Source organism: Microbacterium sp. JAI119 (genome assembly GCF_013410135.1).
GTDB classification, from domain to species: Bacteria; Actinomycetota; Actinomycetes; order Actinomycetales; family Microbacteriaceae; genus Microbacterium; species Microbacterium oxydans.
The window spans coordinates 532,224-555,858 of sequence record NZ_JACCCK010000001.1 but is presented as its reverse complement, the minus strand read 5'-3'; the positions used below and the strand labels follow the sequence as shown (position 1 = coordinate 555,858).

27 protein-coding genes are annotated in these 23,635 nt (G+C 67.5%); 12 read left to right on the top strand and 15 right to left on the bottom strand.

Annotated elements, in window-relative coordinates:
- Positions 1 to 34 precede the first annotated feature (34 nt).
- Genes HDC31_RS20465 through HDC31_RS02600 form a run of 3 tightly spaced genes read left to right on the top strand, consistent with a single transcriptional unit; the run spans position 35 to position 5,810 of the window.
- The gene (locus tag HDC31_RS20465) at positions 35 to 2,986 is read left to right on the top strand and encodes a YhgE/Pip domain-containing protein (RefSeq protein WP_179515795.1); all 2,952 of its coding nucleotides are present in this window, start codon (positions 35 to 37) and stop codon (positions 2,984 to 2,986) included.
- Positions 2,983 to 5,163, top strand: coding sequence for a YhgE/Pip domain-containing protein (locus tag HDC31_RS02605; RefSeq protein ID WP_113680137.1), 2,181 nt, complete (start codon positions 2,983 to 2,985; stop codon positions 5,161 to 5,163). The genes HDC31_RS20465 and HDC31_RS02605 overlap by 4 nt, the downstream gene beginning before the upstream one ends.
- Entirely contained in the window at positions 5,160 to 5,810 is a 651-nt protein-coding gene (locus HDC31_RS02600) for a TetR/AcrR family transcriptional regulator (RefSeq protein ID WP_046747624.1), read from the top strand. The genes HDC31_RS02605 and HDC31_RS02600 overlap by 4 nt, the downstream gene beginning before the upstream one ends.
- A gap of 18 nt (positions 5,811 to 5,828) precedes the next feature.
- Here the strand turns inward: HDC31_RS02600 and HDC31_RS02595 are convergent, their stop codons facing one another.
- The 3 genes from HDC31_RS02595 to HDC31_RS02585 all read right to left on the bottom strand — a co-directional run bounded on the left by HDC31_RS02595 (position 5,829) and on the right by HDC31_RS02585 (position 6,937).
- On the bottom strand, positions 5,829 to 6,272 hold the full coding sequence (locus HDC31_RS02595) for a BLUF domain-containing protein (RefSeq protein ID WP_113680136.1): 444 nt from the start codon (positions 6,270 to 6,272) through the stop codon (positions 5,829 to 5,831).
- Complete coding sequence (locus HDC31_RS02590) at positions 6,269 to 6,523, bottom strand: hypothetical protein (RefSeq protein WP_113680135.1); 255 nt, start codon at positions 6,521 to 6,523, stop codon at positions 6,269 to 6,271. The genes HDC31_RS02595 and HDC31_RS02590 overlap by 4 nt, the downstream gene beginning before the upstream one ends.
- 63 nt (positions 6,524 to 6,586) lie before the next feature.
- Positions 6,587 to 6,937 carry a hypothetical protein gene (locus HDC31_RS02585; RefSeq protein WP_058630718.1) on the bottom strand — a complete coding sequence of 117 codons (351 nt, stop codon included), beginning with the start codon at positions 6,935 to 6,937 and terminating at the stop codon, positions 6,587 to 6,589.
- A 361-nt stretch (positions 6,938 to 7,298) separates the two neighbouring features.
- On the opposite strand from HDC31_RS02585, the gene HDC31_RS02580 reads away from it, so the two are divergent.
- From HDC31_RS02580 to HDC31_RS02570, 3 genes are all read left to right on the top strand, one after another.
- Positions 7,299 to 8,699 (top strand): threonine/serine exporter ThrE family protein, encoded by a 1,401-nt coding sequence (locus tag HDC31_RS02580; protein WP_046747621.1) that lies wholly within the window; start codon positions 7,299 to 7,301, stop codon positions 8,697 to 8,699.
- Positions 8,700 to 8,845: 146 nt separating this feature from the next.
- Positions 8,846 to 9,004 (top strand): hypothetical protein, encoded by a 159-nt coding sequence (locus tag HDC31_RS02575; protein WP_157543557.1) that lies wholly within the window; start codon positions 8,846 to 8,848, stop codon positions 9,002 to 9,004.
- 46 nt (positions 9,005 to 9,050) lie between these two features.
- The gene (locus tag HDC31_RS02570; RefSeq protein WP_157543558.1) at positions 9,051 to 9,221 is read left to right on the top strand and encodes a hypothetical protein; all 171 of its coding nucleotides are present in this window, start codon (positions 9,051 to 9,053) and stop codon (positions 9,219 to 9,221) included.
- A gap of 50 nt (positions 9,222 to 9,271) precedes the next feature.
- Here the strand turns inward: HDC31_RS02570 and HDC31_RS02565 are convergent, their stop codons facing one another.
- The 3 genes from HDC31_RS02565 to HDC31_RS02555 form a co-directional block, all read right to left on the bottom strand.
- Positions 9,272 to 9,844 (bottom strand): hypothetical protein, encoded by a 573-nt coding sequence (locus HDC31_RS02565; RefSeq protein ID WP_179515794.1) that lies wholly within the window; start codon positions 9,842 to 9,844, stop codon positions 9,272 to 9,274.
- 36 nt (positions 9,845 to 9,880) lie between these two features.
- Entirely contained in the window at positions 9,881 to 10,177 is a 297-nt protein-coding gene (locus HDC31_RS02560) for a hypothetical protein (RefSeq protein ID WP_058630721.1), read from the bottom strand.
- A 65-nt stretch (positions 10,178 to 10,242) separates the two neighbouring features.
- Complete coding sequence (locus tag HDC31_RS02555; RefSeq protein ID WP_058630722.1) at positions 10,243 to 10,773, bottom strand: hypothetical protein; 531 nt, start codon at positions 10,771 to 10,773, stop codon at positions 10,243 to 10,245.
- Between the two features lie 103 nt (positions 10,774 to 10,876).
- Between HDC31_RS02555 and HDC31_RS02550 the strand changes: the two genes are divergently transcribed.
- On the top strand, positions 10,877 to 11,026 hold the full coding sequence (locus HDC31_RS02550) for a hypothetical protein (RefSeq protein ID WP_170224116.1): 150 nt from the start codon (positions 10,877 to 10,879) through the stop codon (positions 11,024 to 11,026).
- Positions 11,027 to 11,094: 68 nt separating this feature from the next.
- Here the strand turns inward: HDC31_RS02550 and HDC31_RS02545 are convergent, their stop codons facing one another.
- Positions 11,095 to 11,433, bottom strand: coding sequence for a hypothetical protein (locus HDC31_RS02545; protein ID WP_058630723.1), 339 nt, complete (start codon positions 11,431 to 11,433; stop codon positions 11,095 to 11,097).
- A 216-nt stretch (positions 11,434 to 11,649) separates the two neighbouring features.
- Between HDC31_RS02545 and HDC31_RS02540 the strand changes: the two genes are divergently transcribed.
- Entirely contained in the window at positions 11,650 to 12,084 is a 435-nt protein-coding gene (locus HDC31_RS02540) for a hypothetical protein (protein ID WP_113680134.1), read from the top strand.
- A 14-nt stretch (positions 12,085 to 12,098) separates the two neighbouring features.
- Here HDC31_RS02540 and HDC31_RS02535 read toward each other — a convergent pair whose 3' ends face one another.
- The 4 genes from HDC31_RS02535 to HDC31_RS02520 all read right to left on the bottom strand — a co-directional run bounded on the left by HDC31_RS02535 (position 12,099) and on the right by HDC31_RS02520 (position 16,799).
- Positions 12,099 to 13,499, bottom strand: coding sequence for a serine/threonine-protein kinase (locus tag HDC31_RS02535; RefSeq protein ID WP_113680133.1), 1,401 nt, complete (start codon positions 13,497 to 13,499; stop codon positions 12,099 to 12,101).
- A gap of 349 nt (positions 13,500 to 13,848) precedes the next feature.
- Entirely contained in the window at positions 13,849 to 14,598 is a 750-nt protein-coding gene (locus HDC31_RS02530) for an alpha/beta hydrolase (protein ID WP_179515793.1), read from the bottom strand.
- A 141-nt stretch (positions 14,599 to 14,739) separates the two neighbouring features.
- On the bottom strand, positions 14,740 to 15,774 hold the full coding sequence (locus tag HDC31_RS02525) for a methionine synthase (RefSeq protein ID WP_058630749.1): 1,035 nt from the start codon (positions 15,772 to 15,774) through the stop codon (positions 14,740 to 14,742).
- Between the two features lie 20 nt (positions 15,775 to 15,794).
- Positions 15,795 to 16,799 (bottom strand): DUF1852 domain-containing protein, encoded by a 1,005-nt coding sequence (locus tag HDC31_RS02520; protein ID WP_058630750.1) that lies wholly within the window; start codon positions 16,797 to 16,799, stop codon positions 15,795 to 15,797.
- 121 nt (positions 16,800 to 16,920) lie between these two features.
- Here HDC31_RS02520 and HDC31_RS02515 point away from each other — a divergent pair, with 121 nt between their 5' ends.
- Positions 16,921 to 17,862, top strand: coding sequence for a LysR family transcriptional regulator (locus HDC31_RS02515; RefSeq protein ID WP_046747612.1), 942 nt, complete (start codon positions 16,921 to 16,923; stop codon positions 17,860 to 17,862).
- A gap of 276 nt (positions 17,863 to 18,138) precedes the next feature.
- Complete coding sequence (locus HDC31_RS02510) at positions 18,139 to 18,756, top strand: hypothetical protein (protein WP_113680131.1); 618 nt, start codon at positions 18,139 to 18,141, stop codon at positions 18,754 to 18,756.
- Positions 18,757 to 18,775: 19 nt separating this feature from the next.
- Here the strand turns inward: HDC31_RS02510 and HDC31_RS02505 are convergent, their stop codons facing one another.
- Entirely contained in the window at positions 18,776 to 19,702 is a 927-nt protein-coding gene (locus HDC31_RS02505; protein WP_113680130.1) for a CPBP family intramembrane glutamic endopeptidase, read from the bottom strand.
- Between the two features lie 20 nt (positions 19,703 to 19,722).
- The gene (locus HDC31_RS02500) at positions 19,723 to 20,364 is read right to left on the bottom strand and encodes a hypothetical protein (RefSeq protein ID WP_257021917.1); all 642 of its coding nucleotides are present in this window, start codon (positions 20,362 to 20,364) and stop codon (positions 19,723 to 19,725) included.
- Positions 20,365 to 20,454: 90 nt separating this feature from the next.
- On the opposite strand from HDC31_RS02500, the gene HDC31_RS02495 reads away from it, so the two are divergent.
- Positions 20,455 to 21,066, top strand: a complete 612-nt coding sequence (locus HDC31_RS02495; RefSeq protein WP_113680128.1) for a TetR/AcrR family transcriptional regulator — start codon at positions 20,455 to 20,457, stop codon at positions 21,064 to 21,066.
- Positions 21,067 to 21,184: 118 nt separating this feature from the next.
- On the opposite strand, the gene HDC31_RS02490 is transcribed toward HDC31_RS02495, so the two are convergent.
- Entirely contained in the window at positions 21,185 to 21,499 is a 315-nt protein-coding gene (locus HDC31_RS02490) for a helix-turn-helix transcriptional regulator (RefSeq protein WP_113680127.1), read from the bottom strand.
- A gap of 54 nt (positions 21,500 to 21,553) precedes the next feature.
- Here HDC31_RS02490 and HDC31_RS02485 point away from each other — a divergent pair, with 54 nt between their 5' ends.
- Positions 21,554 to 22,324 (top strand): oxidoreductase, encoded by a 771-nt coding sequence (locus HDC31_RS02485; RefSeq protein WP_113680126.1) that lies wholly within the window; start codon positions 21,554 to 21,556, stop codon positions 22,322 to 22,324.
- 14 nt (positions 22,325 to 22,338) lie between these two features.
- Here HDC31_RS02485 and HDC31_RS02480 read toward each other — a convergent pair whose 3' ends face one another.
- Positions 22,339 to 23,535 carry a peptide synthetase gene (locus HDC31_RS02480; protein WP_179515792.1) on the bottom strand — a complete coding sequence of 399 codons (1,197 nt, stop codon included), beginning with the start codon at positions 23,533 to 23,535 and terminating at the stop codon, positions 22,339 to 22,341.
- Positions 23,536 to 23,635 lie beyond the last annotated feature (100 nt).

Sequence of the window (23,635 nt, the reverse complement as noted above, 5' to 3'; positions counted from 1 at the left end):
ACGTTGGTGTGCACGTAATGTGTAAACTCGTCCTGTGAAACAGAGCTGGCGGGTCTACAAGCGCGACGTCAAGAGACTCTCCCGCGTGCCCAAGGCGTGGATCATCATCATCGGCGTGCTCATCACGCCGGCCCTGTACGCGTGGTTCAACATCAACGCGTTCTGGGACCCCTACGCCAATACGGCGAACATCCGCGTGGCGGTGGTCGATCTCGACGAGGGCGCCACCTCCGATCTCACCGGTCACATCGACATCGGCGAGCAGGTCACGACACAGCTCGAGGACAACGACCAGCTCGGGTGGACGTTCATGGGCGAGGACGAAGCCCAGGAAGCCGTGAAGAGCGGCGACGTCTACGCCGCCATCGTCATCCCGGCGTCGTTCAGCGAAGACCTGATCAGCATCACCAGCGACGACTTCACGCAGCCGGCGCTGAAGTACTACGTCAACGAGAAGGCCGGGGCGATCGCCCCGAAGATCACGGATGTCGGTGCCTCCGAGCTCGACAAGCAGGTCACGAGCGCCTTCAAGGAACAGGTCGCCCTGGCGGCGACGAACGCCCTCAAAGACGTCGGCGACTCCACCGAGCTCCGCCTGCTGAACGCGAGGGACAACACCCTCGACGCCTTCGACCAGGCAGCGCAGACACTCGCCTCGGCTCGAGAGAACCTCGCCGAGACGCAGGACGGTCTCGCCTCCTCCCGCAACACGCTCTCGTCCGCACGGAGCACCCTCGGCGACGTCGACACGACCCTCGGTGACGTACAGAGATCGCTCGCCCAGACGCAGTCGATCATCGCCGAGACGCAGAAGGAGGTGATCACCTTCACCGACAGCGCCACCACCGCGTTCCTGCAGGGGACGACCCTGCTCGCCGACGCCTCCTCGAAGGCGAACGTCTCCATCACGCGCCTCACCCAGAGCCTCGAGCAGGCAGGCGTGCGCATCGATGCCGGTATCGACGACGTCTCCACCGTGCTGAAGGCGAACGAGGCGGCAGCCGCCCGGTTGCAGGCGCTCCTCGACGACACCGACCTCAGCGAGGACACGAAGCAGCGCCTGACCGAGGTGATCGCCTCCCTGCAGGAGCGCAACGCCACCGACCAGCAGCTGCTCGCCGACCTGAAGACCCTCAAGGCCGGCGCCGCCGACACCGTCGGCTCGATCCAGGCGACGGCCGATGCCGTGGACCGCGCGATGCAGGACACCAGGGACGCGTCGTCCTCGATGCGCGACATCCTCACCGGCACCGTCCCCGCGCTGAACAGCGCCATGGCGCAGCTGTCGGCGAGCGTCGGCTCGTTCTCCGCCGCACTGGATGCGCAGAAGGGTGTGCTCGCCCAGGCGGACCAGCTGCTCGGCGGACTGGACTCACAGCTCGTCGCGACCTCCGCGGCACTCACGAGCTTCGACGGCGACCTCGCCGGCATCGAACAGGGCCTGCAGACCTCGCGCACCGACGTGGTCGCGCTGAACGCCGCATCCGAATGGGGTCTGCTCGGCACCCTCACCGACCTGGAGCCCGAGCAGATCGCCCAGTTCATCTCCTCCCCGGTCGAGGTGGACGAGCACCTGGTGTTCCCCGTCGACACCTACGGCTCGGCGATGGCAGCACTGTTCACGAACCTGTCACTGTGGATCGGCGCTTTCGTGCTCATGGTCATCTTCCGCGTCGAGGTCGACACCGAGGGGGTCGAGGGTGTGACGGTGCGAGAGGCCTACTTCGGCCGCTTCTTCCTCTTCGCGACGCTCGCCGTCGGCCAAGCGCTGATCGTGTGCACCGGGAACCTCATCATCGGGGTGCAGACGGTCAGCGCACTCGCCTTCGTCGGCACGGGTGTGCTCATCGCCCTCGCCTACGTGAGCATCGTCTACGCCCTGTGCGTGGCGTTCGGGCACGTCGGCCGCGGACTGTGCATCCTCCTCGTGATCATGCAGATCCCCGGCGCCTCCGGCCTGTACCCGATCGAGCTGATGCCAGGCTTCTTCCGCGCGATCTATCCGCTCCTGCCGTTCTCCTACGGCATCGACGCGATGCGCGAGACCATCGGCGGTTTCTACGACGGTCACTACTGGCGCTTCCTCGGCGCCCTCGCCGTGTTCGTGGTGCTCGCCTTCCTCATCGGACTCGTCCTGCGCCGCCGTCTCGCGAACTTCACCCTGCTCTTCAACCGACAGGTGCTCGCCACCGACCTGCTCATCGGCGAGAAGGTGCAGGTCGTCGGGAACGGATACCGGCTCACCGACGTGATCCGCGCCCTCTCGAACCGCAGCGACTACCGCGACGATCTGGCACGGCGCGCCGAACCGTTCACGCGCCGGTACCCGATGCTGTTGAAGGGCACGGTGCTCACCGGGGTGGCGGGCCTCGTCGTGCTCGGTGTCCTCACCTGGGCTCTCCCCGGATCCAAAGCCCTGCTGCTGGGCCTGTGGACCCTGTGGATCCTCCTCGTCATCGGATTCCTCGTCGCCATCGAATACATCAAGCACAGCTTCGAGAACGGTGCCGAGGTCGCGGCGCTCGACGACACCGAGCTGCGCCGCCTCGCGCTCGCCGGACCCGCAGTCCGGGACGCGGCCCTGCCCGTGGGGACCGCTGCCCACGACGTGGCCACGACCGCTCCGCTCACCAGGACCGCGCCCGCTGCCGATACCGAGACGGCTGCCGACACCGCGCCCGCTGCCGACACCGAGACGGCTTCGGGTGCCGAGGCACACGCGCTGCTCACCGAGTGGTTCGAGCCGGAAGGAGAAACGGAGTCGGTCGAGGAGCCCGAGGGCCCGGCCCCCGAGCCCGACAGCTCCGCATCCGCCACCGCTGAGGGCCGACCCGCAGAGCGCCGAACCGCCGAACCCGACACCGCGCCCGAACTCATAACTGAAGACGACACGGCCGAAGAACACACCGCAGAACAAGACACCGCTGAACAAGACACCGCAGAACAAGACACCGCCGAGCGAGCCGAAGGGGAGGACCGCGCGTGAAGAACATCCTGGATCTGACGCGCCGCGACGTACGTCACGCCACCCAGAACGTGATGGCCTGCATCGTGCTGTTCGGCCTCGTCGTCATCCCGTCGCTGTTCACGTGGTTCAACGTCATCGCCAGCTGGGATCCGTTCGCCAACACCAAGGATCTGAAGATCGCGGTCGCGAGCACGGATGCCGGGTACGAGAGCGATCTCGTGCCGATCCGCGTGAACGTCGGCGAGCAGGTGCTCTCACAGCTGCGCGGGAACGACCAGCTCGACTGGGTCATCACGGACGAGCGCGATGCGATCGACGGGACGAAGTCGGGCGAGTACTACGCCGCCATCGTGCTGCCGGAGACGTTCAGCGCCGACATGCTGACGTTCTATGCCGACGGCGGCGACCGCACCCACATCGCGCTCTACACGAACGAGAAGAAGAATGCCCTGGCCCCCAAGATCACGGGGCAGGGTGCGGAAGGAGTGTCGTCCGCGATCAGCGACACGTTCGCCCAGACCCTCGGCGACGTGGCGCTCGGCCTCGTCTCATCGATGTCGGACTACCTCACGGATGACGACACGCAGGCGGCGCTGAACCGCATCGAGGCGCGACTCGGCAGCGTCGGAGATCAGCTGCGGTCCGGAGCGACGACCGCCGACACGTTCACCGCTCTGCTCGAGGCGAGTCGTCCTCTGTTGGAAAGCGCCTCTGGCCTGGTCGGTTCGGCCGGCGATGCGTTCAAGGACACCTCTGGCGCCCTCGGCAGCGGTGTGGATGCGGCGGGCGCTCTCAAGTCGACCCTGCAGACGGCCGCGCAGTCGCTGGCGGACGCCCTCGCGGCGACGTCGAGCAGCTACGACGCCGTCGGTCAGCGCATCGACGAGCTGTACGCCGGCGCGGACTCGCTCAGCGGAAGCCAGGTGCAGGCGATCACCACGCTCGCCGAGCGCGTGCAGCAGCAGATCGACCAGTACCAGGCCGTGAAGAACACCTTGGAGACCCAGGTCGGACCGAACCTGCCGGATTCCGCGCAGTCCGACTTCGACGCGGTGATCAGCCGACTCGACGAGGCGATCGCGCGCCAGCAGGCCCTGCAGCAGCGGCTCCAGGACACGGCGACGCAGATCGCGGCCGGCAACGACGCGGCGCAGGGCTCCCACCAGGAGATCAGCGCCGCGATCGCCGACGCCAAGAAGGCGATCGCCGACGCGCGAACCGCGTACGACGACGGGCTCAAGACGAAGCTGAACGCCCTCTCGTCGACGCTCGCGCAGATCGGCTCCGACGTCTCGGCGATCCGCTCCGACCTGTCCGGCATCACGTCGGGTCTGTCCGGGGCGTCCGACTCCGTACTGTCCACCCTGTCCCGTGCCCAGGAGGCCACGACCGGGCTGTCGGCGGCGCTGAACTCCCTGGCCGACAGGTTCGACGGCGTGCAGCAGTCCATCGGAAAAGCCGCCGACACCGGTGACCTCAGTGCCCTGGTCGGCGCGGACCCCGGTGTGCTGGCGACCTCGCTCGCCGAGCCCGTGCGTCTCGACCGCACGGCGGTGTTCCCCGTGGCAGGCTTCGGCGCGGCCATGGCTCCGCTGTACATGATCCTCGCCCTGTGGGTGGGCGCTCTTCTGATGACCGTGACGATCCGCACGGACGTGAACGCCGAGACGCTGCCCGACCGGCCGGAGCTCACCCCCACGCAGAAGTACCTCGGCCGCTACGGCGTCTTCGGTCTGGTGGGCCTCGCGCAGAGCACGCTCCTGACGCTCGGACTGATCCTGTTCGTGCAGATCGAACCGGCGCATCCGCTGCTGCTGATCCTGGCGGGGTGGGCGATCTCGACCGTGTTCACCCTGATCGTCTACACCGCGGTCGTGGCGTTCGGCAACGCGGGCAAGGCGCTGTCGGTGCTGCTCCTGGTGATCCAGATCTCGGGCTCGGGCGGCGCGTACCCCCTGCAGTTGCTGCCGGACTGGTTCCAGAGCATCAGCCCCTTCCTTCCCGCGACCTACGCGGTGAACATGGTTCGCTCGGCGATCGCCGGCGTCTATCAGGGCGACTTCTGGTGGTCGCTCGGTGCTCTCGCGCTGTTCATCGTCCCCGCTCTCCTCCTCGGTCTCGTGCTGCGGCGACCGCTCGTGAACTACAACCGCAAGCTGGTCGATGCTCTCGCCTCGACCAAGGTGATGTCGTGAGCACCGCGACTCCGCGAGACGGGCAGGAGACCGCCGCTCCGGCTCCGCGCCGGCGTCGCGATGCCCTGGCCAACCGAGAGTCCCTGCTGCGGGCGGCGCAATCGGTGCTCGCGACCAATCCCACAGCCTCCCTCGATGCGATCGCGCAGGCCGCGGGTCTCACACGCCGAGCCGTCTACGGCCACTTCGCCGACCGCGACAGCCTGCTGCGCGAGGTGATCGCGGTGGGGGCGCAGCGCTTCAACGCGATCGCCGAGACCACGGACGAGTCCGATCCGCGCGTGACCCTGGCGCGGATGGCGACTCGGCTCTGGCGGGAGGCTTCGGCCGTGCGCGCTTCGGCGAACATCGCACTCGACGACGCGCATCTGGCGGACACCGTCCGCGCCCTGGCTCCGCTGCGACGACGCATCCGCGACCTGACCGCAGTGGGGGTGGGATCGGGAGCTTTCCGCGGCGACATGCCCCCTGAACTGCTCGCCTTCCTGATCGAGGAGACGGCCAGGGCCACGCTGCGCGAGCTGCGGCTGACCACGACCGACGCCGACGCGACCGTCGTGCGCGTGGTGCTCAGCATCGTGGGGCTCTCCTGGACCGAGCAGGCCGAGCTCATCGACGCGCATCCCGAGATCTTCGCCCGGGGCTGAGCGCCTGCTGACGCGTGCTCAGTCGCGCGCCCGTACCCGGAACCACAGGGTGAGTTCGTTCAGTGCCCTGAGCGTGGTGTCGACGTCTGCACCGGCGTCCAGGTCGGCGAACGAGTCCCGGAAGCCCGAAGGGCGGCTCTCGCCGACGTGCAGGGCGCGATACCCCATGGTCCAGTCCGGAAAGCGGCGCTCGGTGATCGACTGCGTCAGGAGCACGCGCAGGTCGCGGTGCCGGGAGTCACGGCGGATGGTGTCGACGAGGCCGGCGATCGTGTCCGCCTGCCCCTCCAGCACCTGGATGAAGCGACCGTCTCGGTGAAGGAGCATGCCGGTGATGCCGCGCCCGTCGTTGAGGCGACGACACACGGCGAGCAGCTGCTCGAGCGCGGTCTCCCTGAACGGCTGTGCCGCCGTGCTGGTGTAGACGAGCGACACCAGACCGGTGGCCGAAGCCGAGCTCACAGCGCGGCCCCCTGCCCGCCGTCGTGGATCTCGGACGATGCCGCGTCTGTCGGCTGCTCGACCGCGGCGGTCGCTGCCCGCAGGGTCGGGAAGTCGCCGAGCGACCGTGATCGGGCATCGAATGCGCGGTACTCGCCGTCCGGCTGCCTGTCGATGTATCCGAGGAAGTCGCCGCGGCGGCTCCCGACATGGAAACCCTCCTCGACGCATGCCCAGAGGACGTCGGGATCGGGCAGGGCGGAGTTCAGCACCTCAGCAGACTAGGCGCACGGTATCCGTTACGCGCTCCCCTTTACAGCGGTCGCGTCGGTGCGCTACGCACGTGCCCCGTGGTCGATGTCGAAGTCGATCGACGCGATCCCGATCTCATCATCCTCATCCTCATCCCCGGTGGCGCGCTGGGGGAAGAGGGGGTGGCGTCGGATCTCCGCTGCCTCGTCGGAGAAGTCCGGATCGTCGCCGTCGGAGGTCTGCGGCCCGACCAGGAGGTCGTTGCCGACGCCGACGATCAGATCGGCGGAATCCTTCTTCCCATCGATGACGATCGGGAGCCGGAGCGCCGCCGACTCGCCTTCGCTCGCGATGGCGGCGGCGAGCGCGACGAGCGCGTCGGCGACGTCATCGGTCGTGACCACCTGTTGGCCTGCATAGGACACGAGTTTCATATCCGCGACGGTGCCACGATCGGCGCAGCACACCCAAGGGGGTTGCATCGTGGCCCTCTCGAACGCTAACCATGCCCACCGCGTCGCTACCAGCGCGTCGGGGTTTCCGTCAAGGGAGGGTGTCCGATGGCAGTGTTGCCGCGGCTCCCGCGTATCGTGGCCGAAGCGAAGAGTCGCTTCAGCGCTCTACGCCGGTCGAACCGGCGGCGTGCTCGGATTCTCTCTCGGGTCCGGGCGGCGGCTCGGGGGCCGGTGCGCATACGCACCCGCTCATTCGATCTCGCCGGTCCTCCGCGTTCGGGTCGCGGAGGACCGGACAGTCTTCCCCGCGATCGGCGGCACCGGCGAGAGAATGGACCATATGTCCGCGAACTCCCGCCGGCCGCTGCTCTCCTCCGTACGTCGCCTGTTGCACACCGATCCTTCGACGGTCGCGCACACCGAGGCCATGCCCGTCATCGACGAGCGCACGGTCCCCCGCGTGCTCGACCTCGCGACGCGCATCGGGGAGTCGATGTTCGCCGTCGGCGCCTCCGCGCACGAGGTCACGCTCGCGATCACGCGGGTGTGCGACGCCTACGGGATGCGCGGCGTGCAGGTCGACGTCACGTACAACTCCATCACGGTGTCGTTCCACCTGAGCGGCGAGGTCTGGCCCGAGACCCTGGTGCGGGTGGTGCGGGTGACCGCGCCCGATCACGCGAAGCTGCAGCGTGTGCAGGCCCTGGTCGCCGACATCGACGGCGGCCTCGACCTCGAATCCGCCCGCACCACGTTCCGCGCCATCCGGCGTGTGCCGTTCCGCTACCAGCAGCCGGTCGTGATCGTCGCGCGCGCTCTGCTCGCGGTCGGGGTCAGCATCATGCTCGGTGCCGCACCGATCATCGTCGGACTCACATTCGTCGCCGCGCTGTGCGCAGCCCTGACCCAGGCCGGGCTCGCGCGACTCCGCGTCCCCCTGTTCTTCAGCCAGATCGCGGGAGGCCTGGTGACGACGATCGTGGCCGTGGTGGTCTCGGCGCTCGGCACCGCGGGGATCGAGCCGTTCGTCGGCATCCGCCCATCGATCATCGTGGCCTCGGGCATCGTGCTGATGCTCGCCGGTCTCACGGTGGTCGGCGCGGCACAGGATGCGATCGACGGCTTCGCCCTCACCGCAGGCGGGCGCATCCTGGATCTGACCATGCAGACCCTCGGCGTGGTGATCGGAATCCTCGTCGGCCTCGAACTCGGCGGCGTCCTGGGCTTCACGATGGACCTCCCGGACGACCCCGCACCGTTCGGGCCACCCGTGAACCAGTTCGCCGGTGCGATCATCATCGCGGTCGCCGTCGCGGTGTTCAACGGCGCCGGCATCCGGATCATCCTGGTCAGCGCGCTCCTGAGCGCCGTGACCCTCGCGGGCTACACGGGATCGGTGGCGCTGAACCTGCACCCCGCGGCGGCGAGCGCGGTGGGCGCGCTGCTGGCGAGCTTCCTCGGGATGCTGATCGCGCGAAACCTGCATGTCCCCTCGGTCGCGGTGACCACGGCGGCGATCGTGCCGCTCGTTCCCGGAGTGGCCGTGTTCCAGGGCCTGCTCGAGATGGTCCACGCGGCGGGCACGTCGACGGGGATGCTGCTCGCCGGCGGTTCCCTCATCGATGCGGCCGTGATCGGGATCGGTCTGGCCTCCGGTGCCTCGCTCGGCCTCTACCTCGGAACCCCCGTCCGCGCCACCCTCGCCAGCGTCGCGAAGACCCGAGCCCGCACCCGCCGCTGACCCCGCCCCCTTTCCCCCGAGCGCACGCCCGCCGAGCTGCAACCGGGATTGTCCGCTCGCGGGCGCCCACCTGTCAACGGGCAGACGGACCGCACGGAAGTCAGGCGACACTGGTCGACCAGCCCACTGATCGATCGGAGAACCGCATGTCAGATCCCCAGCACCACTCAGACGACACCCCCGAGGTCGAAGCCCAGGGCATCGACCCGGACATGCCATCGACCGACGACGACATCGACGACGACGACACCGACGAGGACGAGGACACCGACGAGGACGGCATCGACGTCGAAGACCTGCCCTGAGAACGTCGACGCGCGTCGAGAACCCACAGCGACCAAGGAGGCTCCCGTGAGCACGAACGACCGGAACGACATCAGCACCGAGCCCTCTCCCGGGCCAGAGGACAACGACAACCTCGGGGCCGAGGACGGCAAGGGAACCCCGCCGACCGTGCCGCCGACGGACAAGGACGCCGGCACGGACGACAGCACCGACGCCGAGAACCCCGGCAAAGACTGACGGCCTTCAGCAGGTGAGAGGAGCGCCTTCGCGGACTTCCGCGGGGGCGCTCAGCCCTGTCCCGGCTTGCCCAGCATCTCTCCGGGCGCGAGGGAAGGACACGTCGCCGAAGCGCTGAGGGCCGCGACCTCCGCCCGGATCGCGACGCCCGAGTCCATCTTCGCGACGGTGTAGACGACGCCCTGCTGCGATTCGTCGGCGGGGATGTAGCCGATGAGCACGCCGTCGAGGTTCGGATCCTCGGGCCACGCCATGCCCGATGCCGTGCTGACGAGATCCGCTGTCGGGTTCTCTCGCAACCAGTTCGCAGCCCCTGCAACCGTCGAGTCGGCCACGGTCCAGTAGCCCTCGAGCTGGGCGACCGGCTGGCACGGCCACCCCTGGTAGGAGCCGAACGAGACCGGCTTCTCGGTCACGCGCACAGCCCCCGGCGGCACGACGGCCGCATCCAGCCAGGCCTGTGCCTGCTCCTCGGCTGCTGCGTCGACTCCCGCGGGCGGTGCGCTCTGCGTGGCGGTGGGTTCGGACGTGGGCGCGGCGGAGCCGTCGCCCACCGCGGAGGCGCACCCCGTCAACAGAAGGACGGCGGACAGACCGAGGGCCAGGGCGGAGCGACGTCGCATGACCCCACTATAGGGAAGCGGGACGAGCGGACGTGTTCAGCCGAGCTGATCGAGGACGAGCTCACCGCGCGCGTTGAGGTGCTCCATCATGCGCTCGATCCGCTTGGTGTCGATCTCGGGCATGGACGAGCCGTCGAACGCGAGGATCAGCGGGATCGCGGGGTGCATCCAGATGGTGAGACGACCGGCGGGGTTCTTCTCCTCGGGCAGCCACGTCATCATGAAACTCTCGTGTCGACGCAGCTTGGTGCCGATCACGATCTTCAGGTGCGCCAACGTCGCGTCGTCGACCTTGATCGGAGGACGAGAGCTGTTGTACTCGAGAGTTCCCATCCTCTGAGATTACTCCGGAGCAGGACATTTCTCGGGTTCCGGCGCCCGACGCGAGAGCAGAGCCCTCAGTGTCCGTGGGCGAGCTGCTGGATGAGGATGGCCAGCCCGCCGAGGGCGACCAGGATCCCCAGCGCGATCACCTGCTTCCACCAAGGCGCTCGGGTGCGACGGACGGCGATGTACCCGATCAACCCGAGGATGGCGACGTAGACGATCGAAGCGATCGTGAGAGCGGTGCCCAGCTCGATCCAGTCCACCACCGCGAGGAGGAGGACAAGGAGCGGGATGGCCGCCGAGGCGATCGCCGTGCTCGTGAGGCGGAGCATCCGCCCGAACTCCCGCCGGTCAGGGAAGGTCGCGTGCACGGCCAGGTGGGCAAGGAGCTCTGCCACGAACCCGGCCACCGCGATCGCGACGATGCCGACGAGAAGGGTGATGCTCGCCCGCGCGGCGCTGGTGTGCTCGACGTTCGAGTTCTGGACGAGCACGATGGCGAGGCCGGTGAAGGTGGCGTAGATCCGCTCCTTGATCGCGGCGGTGACGACGTCGGCCGACTCTCCGCCCGATCGAGGATGCTCGTCTTCGGGTGGCTGCATGGCCCGCAGATTATCAGCACCCCTGCACCCGTGGCCGGTCAACCCCCTGATGTCGATCGACTCCGAGGACTACCGTCGCCAGTCCCGACGAGAGGAGAGAAGCATGAGCGATCCGAAGAACACCCAGGGCACCCCCGGCTCCGATGAGGAGGCCGACACCGCATCGGGCGGCGCGCCGGACACCGAAGAGGTGCTCGAGGACGAGACCACCGACGAAGACGGGAAACCGCTCGAGAACCCGTCCGGCGGCTGAACGCCCGGCAGATGACGAACGCATCCGTTCGCGGCCGAATCGACCGTGGGCGGATGCGTCGTTCTGGGTCAGGCCCGCTCGAGCACCCGGTTCGGCTCGCGGGGCCCGGCGTCCACCGGCTCTGGCACGAGATACAGACCGCTCGGCGAGTTCGCGGTGAAAGCAAGCGCTTCGATCCACTCGCGATTGATCGAGGGCTGACGACTCCCGCTGTACTTGAAGACGAGCGCGCTGCCGCCATGCACCCAGACGGTCGTGCGTCCGCCGCCGATGCTGACGTCTTCCTTCCAGCTGAAACCGAACGGCTCGCCTCGACGGAGTTTCGCGGTCATGACGAGCTGGATGTGCGTCAGCGCACGATCCTCGATCTCGGTCTTGACGTCGCCTTCATAGATGAACCTGCCCATGAGGCGCTCCTCTGTTTCGCCACGGGAACCCGTGCCAGAGGCGCGACCGAGATGATCGCTGAGTGGTCCTCTCCAGCATCGCACACATGGGGGACATCCGGACCGTCGAGCGTCGCGGAACGACTCACGACACGACCCACGAGTCATCCGTCCGAGGTACGCCGATACCTCGCGCGAGGGATGCCGCGAGGGCGTCACAGCCGCGAGGCTGGGGGCATGAACGTACGACCGCTTCTCGCCGCCTCCGCCCTGATCGTCGTGGGCGCACTCTCCCTCAGCGGATGCTCTGCCTTCGACAGCATCGTCCACAAGCAGTCCACCTCCACCTTCGACGATGCGGCCGCTTTCGCGAAGGGGGCGGAGGTCGACGCGGACTGGATTCCCGCAGACTCCTCGCAGATCACCGTGCGCACCTCGACGGTCGAGAAGGCCGAGGACGCGGTCATCCTCCTCACCAGCGCTTCCGACCTGGCCGATGCCTGCACCGAGGTCGAGCGGCAGTCGGCACCGTCCTGGACGCTCGACGGCGCCCCCGATCCGTACAAGGCGAAGACCGTCTTCGTCTGCGGCGGCTGGAGCGTGATGGTCACGGACGGCGGCTGGTACGGCTGGACGCCGAACTCCGACGGCGAGCGCGCCGCCGCGGGCTGATCGGGTCGGGGGCGCTACTTCTTCGCGTCCCGCTTCTCCTGCTCCTTGTCCGCCTTCTCCTGTTCCTTGTCTGCGTTCTTCTGGGCTTCCTCCTGCGCCTTGCGCTCGTCCTTGGCCGCCTGCTCCGCCGCCTTGCGCTCGTCCTTCGTCTGATCGACGACCTGATCGACGTGTGTCGGCTGCGTGTTCTCAGCCGGGACGACGGGGACGACAGTCCCGGAGGTGTCCTGCTGCGCGTCAGCCTGATCCGGTGTCGGATCCGGCGAGGGCGAGCTTCCCGGCGTCTGCTCGGTGACGACGGAATCGACATCGCCGGTCTCCAGGTCGCCGGTGTCTCCGAACCCTTGACCTGCCGCCCACACCCCCACGAGCACGGAGGCGGCGACGACCGCGGCAGCGGCGGTGCCGATCACTCCCCACCGTCGCGTCGGGCGACGCGTGGGCACCACACGGTCCGAAGGCTTCGAGGAGAGGAGCAGTGTCGGTGCGGTGCTGGCAGCGGAAGCGGCGCTCATGGCCGGGACCGGAGGGGCGATCACCGGCACGGGAGGGCGAGGCGGGATGGCCGGCGCAGACGCGAGCATGGACGCCGCGGCGAACACGGCAGCAGCACTGGGCCGGTCCTCGGGCGCGATCGCCACCATCCGGGTCAGCAGATCCGCCCACTGCGGACCCACGGATCTCGGCACCTCAGGGACCTCGATGAGACGCGCCATCGCCGCACCGATCCCCTCCGCCTGGCCGAACGCCCGCTTCCCGGTGAGCGCCTCCAGCAGCACGAGTCCCAGGGAGTAGATGTCGGCCGCCGGAGCAGGAGGCGCGCCCCGGAGTTGCTCGGGGGCGAGGTACGCAGCAGTGCCGATCACGACACCGGGCGACGTCAGCCGGGCATCATCGACGAGCACGGAGATACCGAAGTCGGCGAGCTTCGCGCCCGAACGGCTCCCCGGAAGCGAGGTGGGCGAGAGTAGCACGTTCGACGGCTTCACATCGCGGTGCACCACGCCGGCACCGTGCACCACATGCAGCGCTTCGGCGAGATCCGCGGCGATCATGGCCACGTCGGTCGGCGGCACGGGGCCCTGGGCGATGCGGGCGGAGAGGGTCGGGCCGTCGACGAACTCCATCACCAGGTACTCGGCTTTGCCCGGCACCAGTTGGGCGTCGTAGAGCGTGACCATCGCGGGGTGGTTGAGCGAGGCCAGCAGCGTCATCTCGCTGCGCGCGCGTTCGGACGGAACGCCCTCGCTCCCCCCGTTCAGCAGCTTGATCGCCACTGTCCGGCCGAGCAGGACATCGTCGGCGCGGTACACGCGGGCCATTCCGCCCTGTCCGACGCACTCCCGCAGCTGATAGCGCCCGCCCAGCAGCTCTTGCGTGGGCACAGAGTCGGTGGGCGCAGAGTCTTCGGTCATCGGCGAGTCCTCCTGCCACCCGTCGGGTCAAGGGCGGCATTCGATGACTTTAGGATGATCCGTCCTCGACGTATCGGGCCTTGACAGGAGCGGGAACCGTCCGGACGGATCCGGCGCCACGGTCGTGCGGTTCTCGGCAGTGACTTTTGTCCAGACTGTGCCGTTAAACGCGGAAGTGCATTGCATTCCGGCTCCATCAGGCGCATCCTGATCGTGCTCCGGTCGTAGCGCGAGATCGTGGGGGGCCGCGCTCGCAGGCATCGGGTGCAGACGGGGCGTTCGCCGGATCCCTCCCCCTCGGCGAGCGCCTCGCCTCCGCGCCCCGGTCAGATCACTCGGCCTCCTGCCCTCACGCACCCCCGAGGTGACGGTCGAAGAAGCGGGCGACGTCCTCCCCGGCGAACGCCGGAACTCCGGTGTGGCCGCCCATGTTGGCGTACAACGTCTTCTCCGTCGAGCCGAATGCATCGAACAGGTCGAGTGCCATCTGGCGGTCGTTGCCCTCGTCGTCCCACTGGAGCAGCACGTGCAGCGGGATCGTCACCCGTCGGGCCTCTGCCATCGTCGAGCGTGGGACGAAGCTGCCGGCGAAGAGTCCGGCGGCCACGATGCGTGCATCTATCGCGGCGAGGCGGGTGCCGATCGCGATCACCCCTCCGGAGAACGCGACCCGGTCGCCGATCTCCGGAAGCTCGAGGGCCTCGTCGAGCGTCGCCTGCCATTCGGGAACAGCCCGGTCGACCAGAGGGAGGATCAGCCGGTCCACGACATCCGCGGAAGGCTTCTCTCCCGCGGTGATCGCTCGAACGAGGTCGGCCCGGGCGAGCTCGGCGCCGGGCAGTGGAGCGCGTTCGCCTGCCCCCGGCAACTCGATGGTCGCGGCGGCGAAGCCCTGCGCGCTGGCGCTGCGGGCACGCGCGACCAGTCTCGGATACATGCGCCGCATGCCGATGCCGCCGGGCTGGCCCATGAGGATGAGCGGGACGGGAGCGGTCGGCGTTGCGGCGGGCGGCGTCCACAGGATGCCGGAGACGTCGCCGAGTGTGAACGTGCGCTCGGTGATGCGGTCGTCGAGGATTCGTCGTGAAGTGAAATGCATGGTCGTGCCTCTCGGGAGTGCGGCGAAGAAGCGGCGCTCCCGGACGACCTATCGCCCGACCGTGTCTCCCTGGAGGAGCACCGACGTGAGTTCGTTCACGGGTACCACCTCCTCAGGTTGCTGCACGGAAGCTCGAGGCTATCAGAGCGCGGAGCCGAGCTCCTCACGAAGGAGAGCAGTACCTGCGCTGAGCGCCCGCAGCTTGCCGCGGGCGACGTCACGCGACAACGGCGCCAACCCGCAGTTCGTGCTCGGCACGAGCTTGTCCGCGTCGACGAAGCGGAGGGCGTTCCGCAGGGTGTCGGCGACCTCCTCCGGAGTCTCGATGATGGGGCTCGCCACATCGATGGCTCCGAGCATGACCTTCTTGCCCCGGATGAGCTCGATGAGGTCCAGGGGCACGTGCGAGTGGTGACTCTCCAGCGAGACGGTGTCGATGCTCGACTGCTGCAGAAGCGGGAACGACTTCTCGTACTGCCGCCACTCCGAGCCGAGGGTCGCCTTCCAGTCGGTGTTCGCCTTGATCCCGTACCCGTAACAGATGTGCACCACGGTCTCCGCGCGCAGACCCTCGGCTGCGCGTTCGAGCACGGCCACGCCCCAGTCCTGCACGTCGTCGAAGAACACGTTGAAGGCCGGCTCGTCGAACTGGATGATGTCCACCCCGGCCGCCTCGAGCTCCTTCGCCTCCTGATTCAAGATCGTCGCGAACTCCCACGCCAGCTTCTCGCGACTCTTGTAGTGACGGTCGTAGAGCGTGTCGATCATCGTCATCGGACCGGGCAGAGCCCACTTGATGGGCTGGTCGGTCTGCTGGCGGAGGAACTTCGCGTCCTCGACGAACACGGGCTTCTCGCGGCTCACGGCACCGACCACGGTGGGCACGCTGGCGTCGTACCGGTCGCGGATCCGCACGGTCTCCCGCTGGTCGAAGTCGACACCGGAGAGGTGCTCGATGAACGTCGTGACGAAGTGCTGGCGCGACTGCTCCCCGTCGCTGATGATGTCGATGCCGGCCTGACGTTGCTCGTGCACAGTGAGGCGAAGCGCGTCCTGCACGCCCTCCACCAGGGCATCGCCCTCCAGCTTCCACGGGGACCAGAGCGTCTCGGGCTCGGCCAGCCAGGAAGGCTTCGGCAGGCTGCCGACGATGGAGGTGGGAAGGATCTCGGGCATGATCGGGGCTCGTCCGTTCGTCATCCGACGGACACCAGCGAGTCTGCGGAACGGCCGACGGCCCACCTCTCGAGGAGCTCGCCGTGCGGGGTCATCAGATGCGCGTCGGCGTACCGCCCCTGCTCGGCCGCGAGCCGGCTGCGCTCCTCCCGGTCGTAGGCGATCTTGGTCACCGAGTAGTCCTGCTGCTCCAGGGTCGGCCGGTAGATGCTCGCGGCCTCGGAGTTCGCGTTGTAGATCTCCGGTCGATAGATCTTCTGGAAGGTCTCCATCGTGCTGATCGTGCCGATGAGCTGGAGGTTCGTGTAGTCGCTGAGCAGATCCCCGCGGAAGTAGAACGCCAGCGGGGCGACGCTGCCTCGCGGCATGAAGTAGCGGACCGAGAGGCCCATCTTGCCGAAGTACTCGTCGGTCAGCGAGCCGTCCTTCTGCTCGTACTCGACACCGAGGATCGGGTGGTGGTTCTCGGTGCGACGGTACGTCTTGCTCGTCGAGACGCTGATGCAGATGACGGGCGACAGCGTGAACCGCTCCCGGTACGCCTCGGAGTCGAGGAAGTGCTGGAAGAGCTTGCCGTGCAGGTCGCCGAAGTCGTCGGGAACGGTGAAGCCTCCCGCGGCCGCGGTGGCCGCCGGCAACCGCACGCTGAAGTCGAAGTCGCGGATGTACGACGAGAAGTTGTTGCCCACGATGCCCTGAGTGCGCGTGCCCGTCGACCGATCGACGATGGTCACCTCCAGCACCTCGAGAAGAGGGAACTCCCGATCCTCCCCCTCCGTGGCGAATTGGATCGCCACCGAGACGATCTCGAGTTCGAGCGTGTAGCGATCGCGGCTCGGGTTGTCCCAGTGCGCCAGATCGTTGAACCGCCGGTCGATCATCGTCAGGGCGTTGCGGAGGTTCTGCTGACGGTGCTCGCCGCGCGCCAGATTGGCGAAGTTCGTGGTGATGCGCGAGTCGTCCGACGGCGAGTAGTCCTCGTCGAAACGGGTCGTCGTGATGCGGAACGTGAATTCGGATGCCATGAGCGGCCAATCGGTGGAAGATCGGCCGGGCTCGGCCTCGATCGGGGGTTTCTCCATGATGACGACTGCAAGGGCCCATCGGGTAATGCGCGTCGACTATGCCGTGGCATAGGTTGAATCTATGGCCAAGCGTTCGAACGGCATCACCCTCCAGCAGCTCACCTATTACATCGAAGTCGCCGCGGAGGGATCGATCAGTGCCGCCGCCGACCTGCTCTATGTCGCCCAGCCCACCCTGTCCGCGGCGATGAAGGATCTCGAGGGCAGAGTGGGGCGCGAACTCCTGATCCGCTCCGCCCGGGGCGTGACGCTCACCACCGATGGTGTCGAGTTCCTCGGGTACGCCCGGCAGGTCGTCGAGCAGGTGGCGCTCCTGGAGCAGCGCTACCTCGGTCGTCCGCCGTCCCGACGACTCCTCGGCGTCTCGACCCAGCACTATTCGTTCGCTGTCGACGCCCTCGTGCGGATGGTGAAGGCGACCGCGGCGACCGAGTACGAGTTCTCCCTGCGCGAGACGCGCACCTGGGACATCATCGAAGACGTCCGCACCCTCCGCAGCGAGCTGGGGATCCTCTATCGCAACGACTTCAACCGCAACGTGATCGACAAGCTGCTCCGCGACTCCGGGCTCGCCTTTCACCCGCTCTTCGTCGCAGACCCGCACATCTTCATCTCCCGCAAGAACCCCCTCGCCGCGCGGAAGCGCGTAACGCTCGCCGATCTCGCCGACGTGCCGAGGCTCACGTTCGACCAGGGCGCGAACAACTCCTTCTACTTCGCCGAGGAGATCCTCTCCACCCTCTCGAGCCCGCAGGACATCCGCGTCTCCGACCGCGCGACCATCTTCAACCTGATGATCGGCCTCGACGGCTACACCATCTCGACCGGCATCATCAGCGACGACCTCGACCCCGAGATCGTCGCCATCCCGCTCGACGTCGACGAGAACATCGAGATCGGCTGGATCGGCCACTCGGCGATCCCGCTCACCGAGCAGGCACAGCGCTACCTCGCCGAACTGCGCGCCGTCGTCTCCGAGTTCGGCGTGGAACTGCTCGGGTGAGGTCGAGACCTCATCGCCCATCCCCCCTCCCGGAGCGGCGGCTCAGTGAAGCCCGAAGGCGGCGTCGAGCGCCCGGAGCATCACCACTCGCCCCCTTCGGCATCGGACTGTGCCTTTCGTCGCCGGCATCGAAGGAGGTGAGAGCTCGGGCAGATTCCCGGGTCACGCTCCTGCACCGACTGCGGCACCCCTCGTGCATGGCTTCCCACACGGGCGATCGCGCCGATAGTCACGCATGACTCCGGCGAATGATCACCCACAGGAAGCAGTGACACCATGGTCAAACTCATGAAGGTCGACGATCTCGTCGCGATCGCCCGCGGCGCCGGCATCGCGCTGGTGCGTGCCGACGAGGCTCACCCCGAGAACACCTACATCTATGCCGCTCCCGACCGCGACATCCTCTACATCGGTACCGCCGCCTCGGCTCAGCGCAGCCGGGACGAAGTGCGCATCGCCGCAGAGGGCTACATCGATCGAATCGGGGTCGGCTTTTCGGCGCTCATCACGGAGAACGACGGGGTGCGGCACAGCTTCCACTACGACCCAGCGACCTTCGACCCCCAGGCGATCCTCCAGCAGGACATCCAGTGGGAGGGTCGCTCCGTCCTTCCGGTGTTCGAACGACTGAAGACCGGGCCCGCACCCTCGATCGCCGAAGTCGAGCAGATCCTCGTTCGGGTGTTGGTCTGCACCGGCCGCCTGGTCGGCAACTCGCAGTATGCATCACAGTGGGACGGACCCGAGGGAAAGTACCCGAACATCATCGCGCTCCTGGCCGCGTTCTACGCTCGCGGCGAGGACGGGGAGCTCCCTCGTCACACCGCGCTCGATGTCTCTGAAGGCGCGGAGGAGCTCGCCGAGAGTCTCGCGAATGTGACAGCGGGACGATAGCGTCGCCGTCCCAGGGAAACTAGCGGTGCGTCCCGGCGCGGTGGCGCGACCGCTCCCGGACCCCGACCATGACGAGCGCTGCGAGGCTCCCGGCTGCGGGCAGGAGAAGGGCGAAGCCGCCGGTGGAGCCCTCTGATCGATCGACAGCGACAGCACCGCCCCCGCTCAAGATCGCGTTGAGTGTCGTCGTCAGGAGGTTGTTCGCCGTGTGGAAGGCGATCGCTGCTTCGAGCCCGCGGGTGAGCAATCCCATCACCGCGGTGCACACGGAGAAGAAGAGATAGTAAGCGAACAGCATCGGGTCGCTGGAGCCGTGCAGGAGGGCGAACATCGCACTCGAGAGAGTGAGGCCTGTGAGGAAGGCCGGCTTCGCGGACCGGAACCATGACCCGGTAGCAGGCAGAAGCACGCCACGGAACATGATCTCTTCACCGACGGTCTGCACCGGTGTCGACAGGAGCATGACGATGAGCAGTCCGGCCGTCGTGCCGGTGATCGACAATCCCATCCAGCCGACCTGTTCCGACGCTGTCAGCCCCACCACCCCCATCGCGAGGCCGACGACCACAACCGAGCCCAAGAAGTACGTCACGAGCCGACGGCGGTCGAAACTGCGTGGCGCACTGAAGACGACGCGCCACGGCACCTTCGCGAACCACCCGGCCAGGGCGAGCGCCAACAGGGCCGTGAGTCCGGTGCTGACGTTCGCCGCCAGCAGCTTGAGGGGCGTCAGCTCGGGTGCGAACGGGTCCCCGCTTTCGACGAGGCCCGCGAGCAGGTACAGCCCGAGTTGAGTGACCAGGAGCGTCGCTGGCAGCGCCACGATCACGATGAGCACTTTCCACCACGCCATCCGGAAGTGCACACCGAACGGGCGGCTTCCTCCCGCGACTCGACTGTCGGCGTCCTGCGTTGCGGGTCGTGTGGCAGGGTCGCTCTGGTGCATGGTCGTTCCTTTCGGGGAGGTCAGCTGGCGAGCTCGTCGATCCAACTCGAACGCATTCGCAGGGCTCGTTCCGTGCTGCCGAGGACAGCGGCGAGACCGACGAGCAGATTGAGCTCGAGCGGGAGTCGGATGGGCGAGGCGAAGGTACCGATCGAGTCGGCGATCAGGGGGATCTTCGAGAGGGCCTCGATGATCTGAGGGACCTCGACAGTGAGGCCGGCCACGACGAACGCGATGGAGACGAGGCCGATCACACGGCTCACTCCGGGATGCTGCTCGTGCAAGAGAGCGCGACGCCCTTCGGCGGATCGAGGATCGGGCGACAGCTGCTGTTCCACACCGTCTGCCCGCACATAGTGGCACCGTTTGAGCCCGAACCCGGTGATCGCCACCTCGATGTGTCCGCCTGGCACCGCGAAGCGCGTGGGCATCTTCGCGTAGGACTGCAGCGCTCCGTCGACGTAGAGACGCGCACGGATCTCACCGTCGGTCATATCGCCGGCATGACGGACGTCGACCGTGTACGTCGACGTCGTGCCGTCGGCAGAGCGCAGCGTGATCGATCGGAGTGACCGACCGAACATCTGCCACCAGCGATAGCGGCGCAGCGGTTCGCCGGAACCGACACGAACGCGACGGTTGCGCCAGTTCTTTCCCGCCATCATCTCGCCCTCCAGAATCTAATACAGCGTGATAGCCAACGACGGGCTAAACTAGCACACTGTTATAGACGGATGGCTCATGAGGGAAAAATGGACGAAGCGCCGAAGGAACCGGGAACACGGGAGAAGATCCTCATCGCCGCGGCAACCATGCTGGGCGAGAACCCGACCGCACGTCTGAGCGTGAGAGCAGTGGCCGCCCGCGCTCAGGTGAGCACGGGGTCGCTACGCCACTTCTTCCCGACGCAGCGGGAACTCATCGAGACGGTGGTGGCCGCGATGTACGACCTGGAGATCCCCGATGATCCGATCAATGATCGTTCTCTGACGGCGGGGGAGAGGCTCATCGCGTGCTTGCAGCTCATCCTCCGCCAAATCGGCGTGGGCGAGAGCGCGCGGAACCAGTGGGAGGCGCTCTACGAGGCTTATGTAGCCACCGCCCCGTCCGAGGACGAGGCAGCCACCTACCTAGCCCTGGACCGCATGGGGCGACATCGGATCTCGCAGTGGCTGACCACCTTGATCGACGAGGGCGTGATCCCCGGCGGTCGAGTCGAGGAGCGAGCACGGTTCCTCTCGACCGTGCTGGCGGGGCTCATGACCGAACGCGCGCTGCCTTTCGACGCCGTGGGCATCGAGGCCGAGACGACGACTCTGCGGCTCGCAGCCCACGCGGTCATGAGCGAATGGCCCGCCGCATGATGATCGCCACCGCCCTGGCGCCCGAACCGTGAACAACGCGTCCTCATCGATCGTCTCCGTCGTCCACGTCCACCTCATCGCCGAGTGAAGGCGCGTCCGTCCGCGGAGATCGTGGTGTCTACGCCTTCGCACCCTGCACGAGCATTCCCAAGGAGTCGACGAGACCGGGGAACCGCTTCTCGAGGTCCACGGTCCGCAACGAGAGCAGGCATCTCGTGCCCTCCGGATCGTTCTGGACGATACCCGCCTCGCGAAGGATCTTCACATGATGGCTCAACGTGGATTGAGAAACCCCCACATCGAACTCGCTCCCCTGATGGACTCCCCCATCGAGCAGGCCCGCGACCACGGCCAGCCGGACCGGACTGCCGAGAGCATGCAGGACCTGATGGAGTTCGATCTCGTCGAGCGATGGGTGATGTATCGAGCGCACAAGTCGATCCTAGCAAAAGATCGATAATCGACGATCATCGATAGAGTAGTCCGCATGACAGACACACAGCACGAGTTCAGCGGCCGACGCGTCGTCGTCACAGGAGGAGCGCGCGGTATCGGGCTCGCCGTCGCCAGGCGGTTCGCCGCAGCAGGGGCAACCGTGGTCATCGGGTCGAGGTCCGCACCACCCGCCGGGGTCGAAGCATCCTGGATTCCCGCGGATCTCAGCAACGCGGACGGTGTCGAGCACTTCGCCCGCGCCGTTCTCGCAGACGGACATGTCGATGTCCTGGTGCAGAATGCCGCTGTGCTCACCGAAGAAGCACCGACCCTCAGCCTCCGCGACGAGGCCTGGCAGGCGGACCTCGCCACCAATCTTCTCGGTGTCGTCCGGCTGGACAGAGAGATCGTGCCGAGCATGATCGAGCGCGAGGGCGGTGTCGTCGTGCACGTCTCGTCGATATCGAGCCACTACCCGCAGCCGGGGCAGGCGTCCTACGCCGCCTCGAAAGCGGCACTCAACGCGTACAGTCGGACCCTCGCGGTGGAGACCGGGAGGAGCGGGGTGCGCGTCCTCGTGGTCGTCCCCGGCTTCATCAAGACCGAGGGCGCGGCCGCCTCGATCGGCGACGCTGCGGCGAGTCACGGCATTTCGGCGAGCGAGATGGAACAGCGGATCGTCGAGCACCTCTCGATCCCGCTCGGCACGCCGGGCAGGCCGGAGGACGCCGCCGAGCTCATCGCCTTCCTCGCCTCGGATCGGGCAGGTTGGCTGACCGGCGCCGAGTACCGCGTCGACGGCGGTATCATCCCCACACTGTAGGAGGCACGCTCACACTAGATGGCAGACGTCACCCTGCGAACGATGCCGGCGACGAGCGTTCCGACCTGCTCGTGCGTCGTGAGGGTGAGCCGAAGACGATCACCATGCGTGAGAACACCGAGGATGCGCTCGCCTCTCACCTGCGTCGTCATCGTCGGCCCCCAGATCGCAGGCACGTCGGCGCCCTCATCGACGGAGACACCGAGATTGCTGATCTCCAGGTCGGCGGCCGTCGCGGCGAGCATCGCCGCCTCGGCCGCCGCCGCGTCGCCGGGCGGGAGCGACGCGAGCATCGCGACCGATTCCGCCGCGCGGTCCCGAGCGGACCGCAGCTGCATGGAGGCATGCCGCGCCAGCGACCACAAGTCGTCTTCCGCCGTCGCACTCAGCATCACGGTGGTCGCGACGAATCGATTGACCACGGCGTCGTCGAGCCCGAGGAGCGGACGTAGATCGATGGGCACGTTGATGCGGACCTGCCCCTGCGGTGAGCCGTCGAGCATCTCCAGTGCCGCAGCAGCACACAGGACCCCCTGAACCGTCGAATCATTCGCTCGGGCGGTGGCACGAAGGAGTCTCGTCGTGACCGCGTCGAGCTCGGCGACGTCGATCCTGGGCGATGCGGCATCGAAGGGCCGGACAGCAGCGGGTCTCGGCGCCTCCTCGTCGGCTGGCAGGCTGGCCGACGGCGTTTCGGCGGAAGGCAAGAACTGCACGTGATCCTCTTGCGCGTCCGGGACGGTGCGCGCCCGCCGCGTTCGTCCTGCCAGCAGGGCGACCAGATCGTGAACGGCGAGGAGGGCCCCGCGTCCGTCGCTGATCTGATGAGAGAACGTGAGCACCACCGCCGAGGCGCACGTCGGCCCGGCGTCGGTGATCAGCGTTGCACGGACCAGCGGGCTGCCCTCGGGGTCGATGGGACGAGTCTGCTCGGCGGCGGCTTCGGTCTGCCAATCGCTCACCCGCGCGTGCCTCACAGGAATCGGGGCATGGTCCCGACGGAAGGTCGGGCGGTCGCCCCCTCGGTCGATGCGGGCCGCCAGGAGCGGATGACGAGCTTGCAGCTCCGTGAGCGCGTGCCTCAGCTGCTCCGGAGAGACCGGTGAGGCCAGTTCGACGGCGAGTGAGAACTGCACCGGGTTGCGGGAGATGTACAGGTCGATGATCCGCTCGAAGCCTCCCAATGGACGAAGGGTCGATGTGAGGGGCATGTTCATTGGCTCTCCGGTCTATTACAGCGTGCTAGCGTACTCAGAAGCTAGCACAGTGTGCTAGCTCGCCCCAGGGGACGCCGTGCCGCTCGACTCGGTG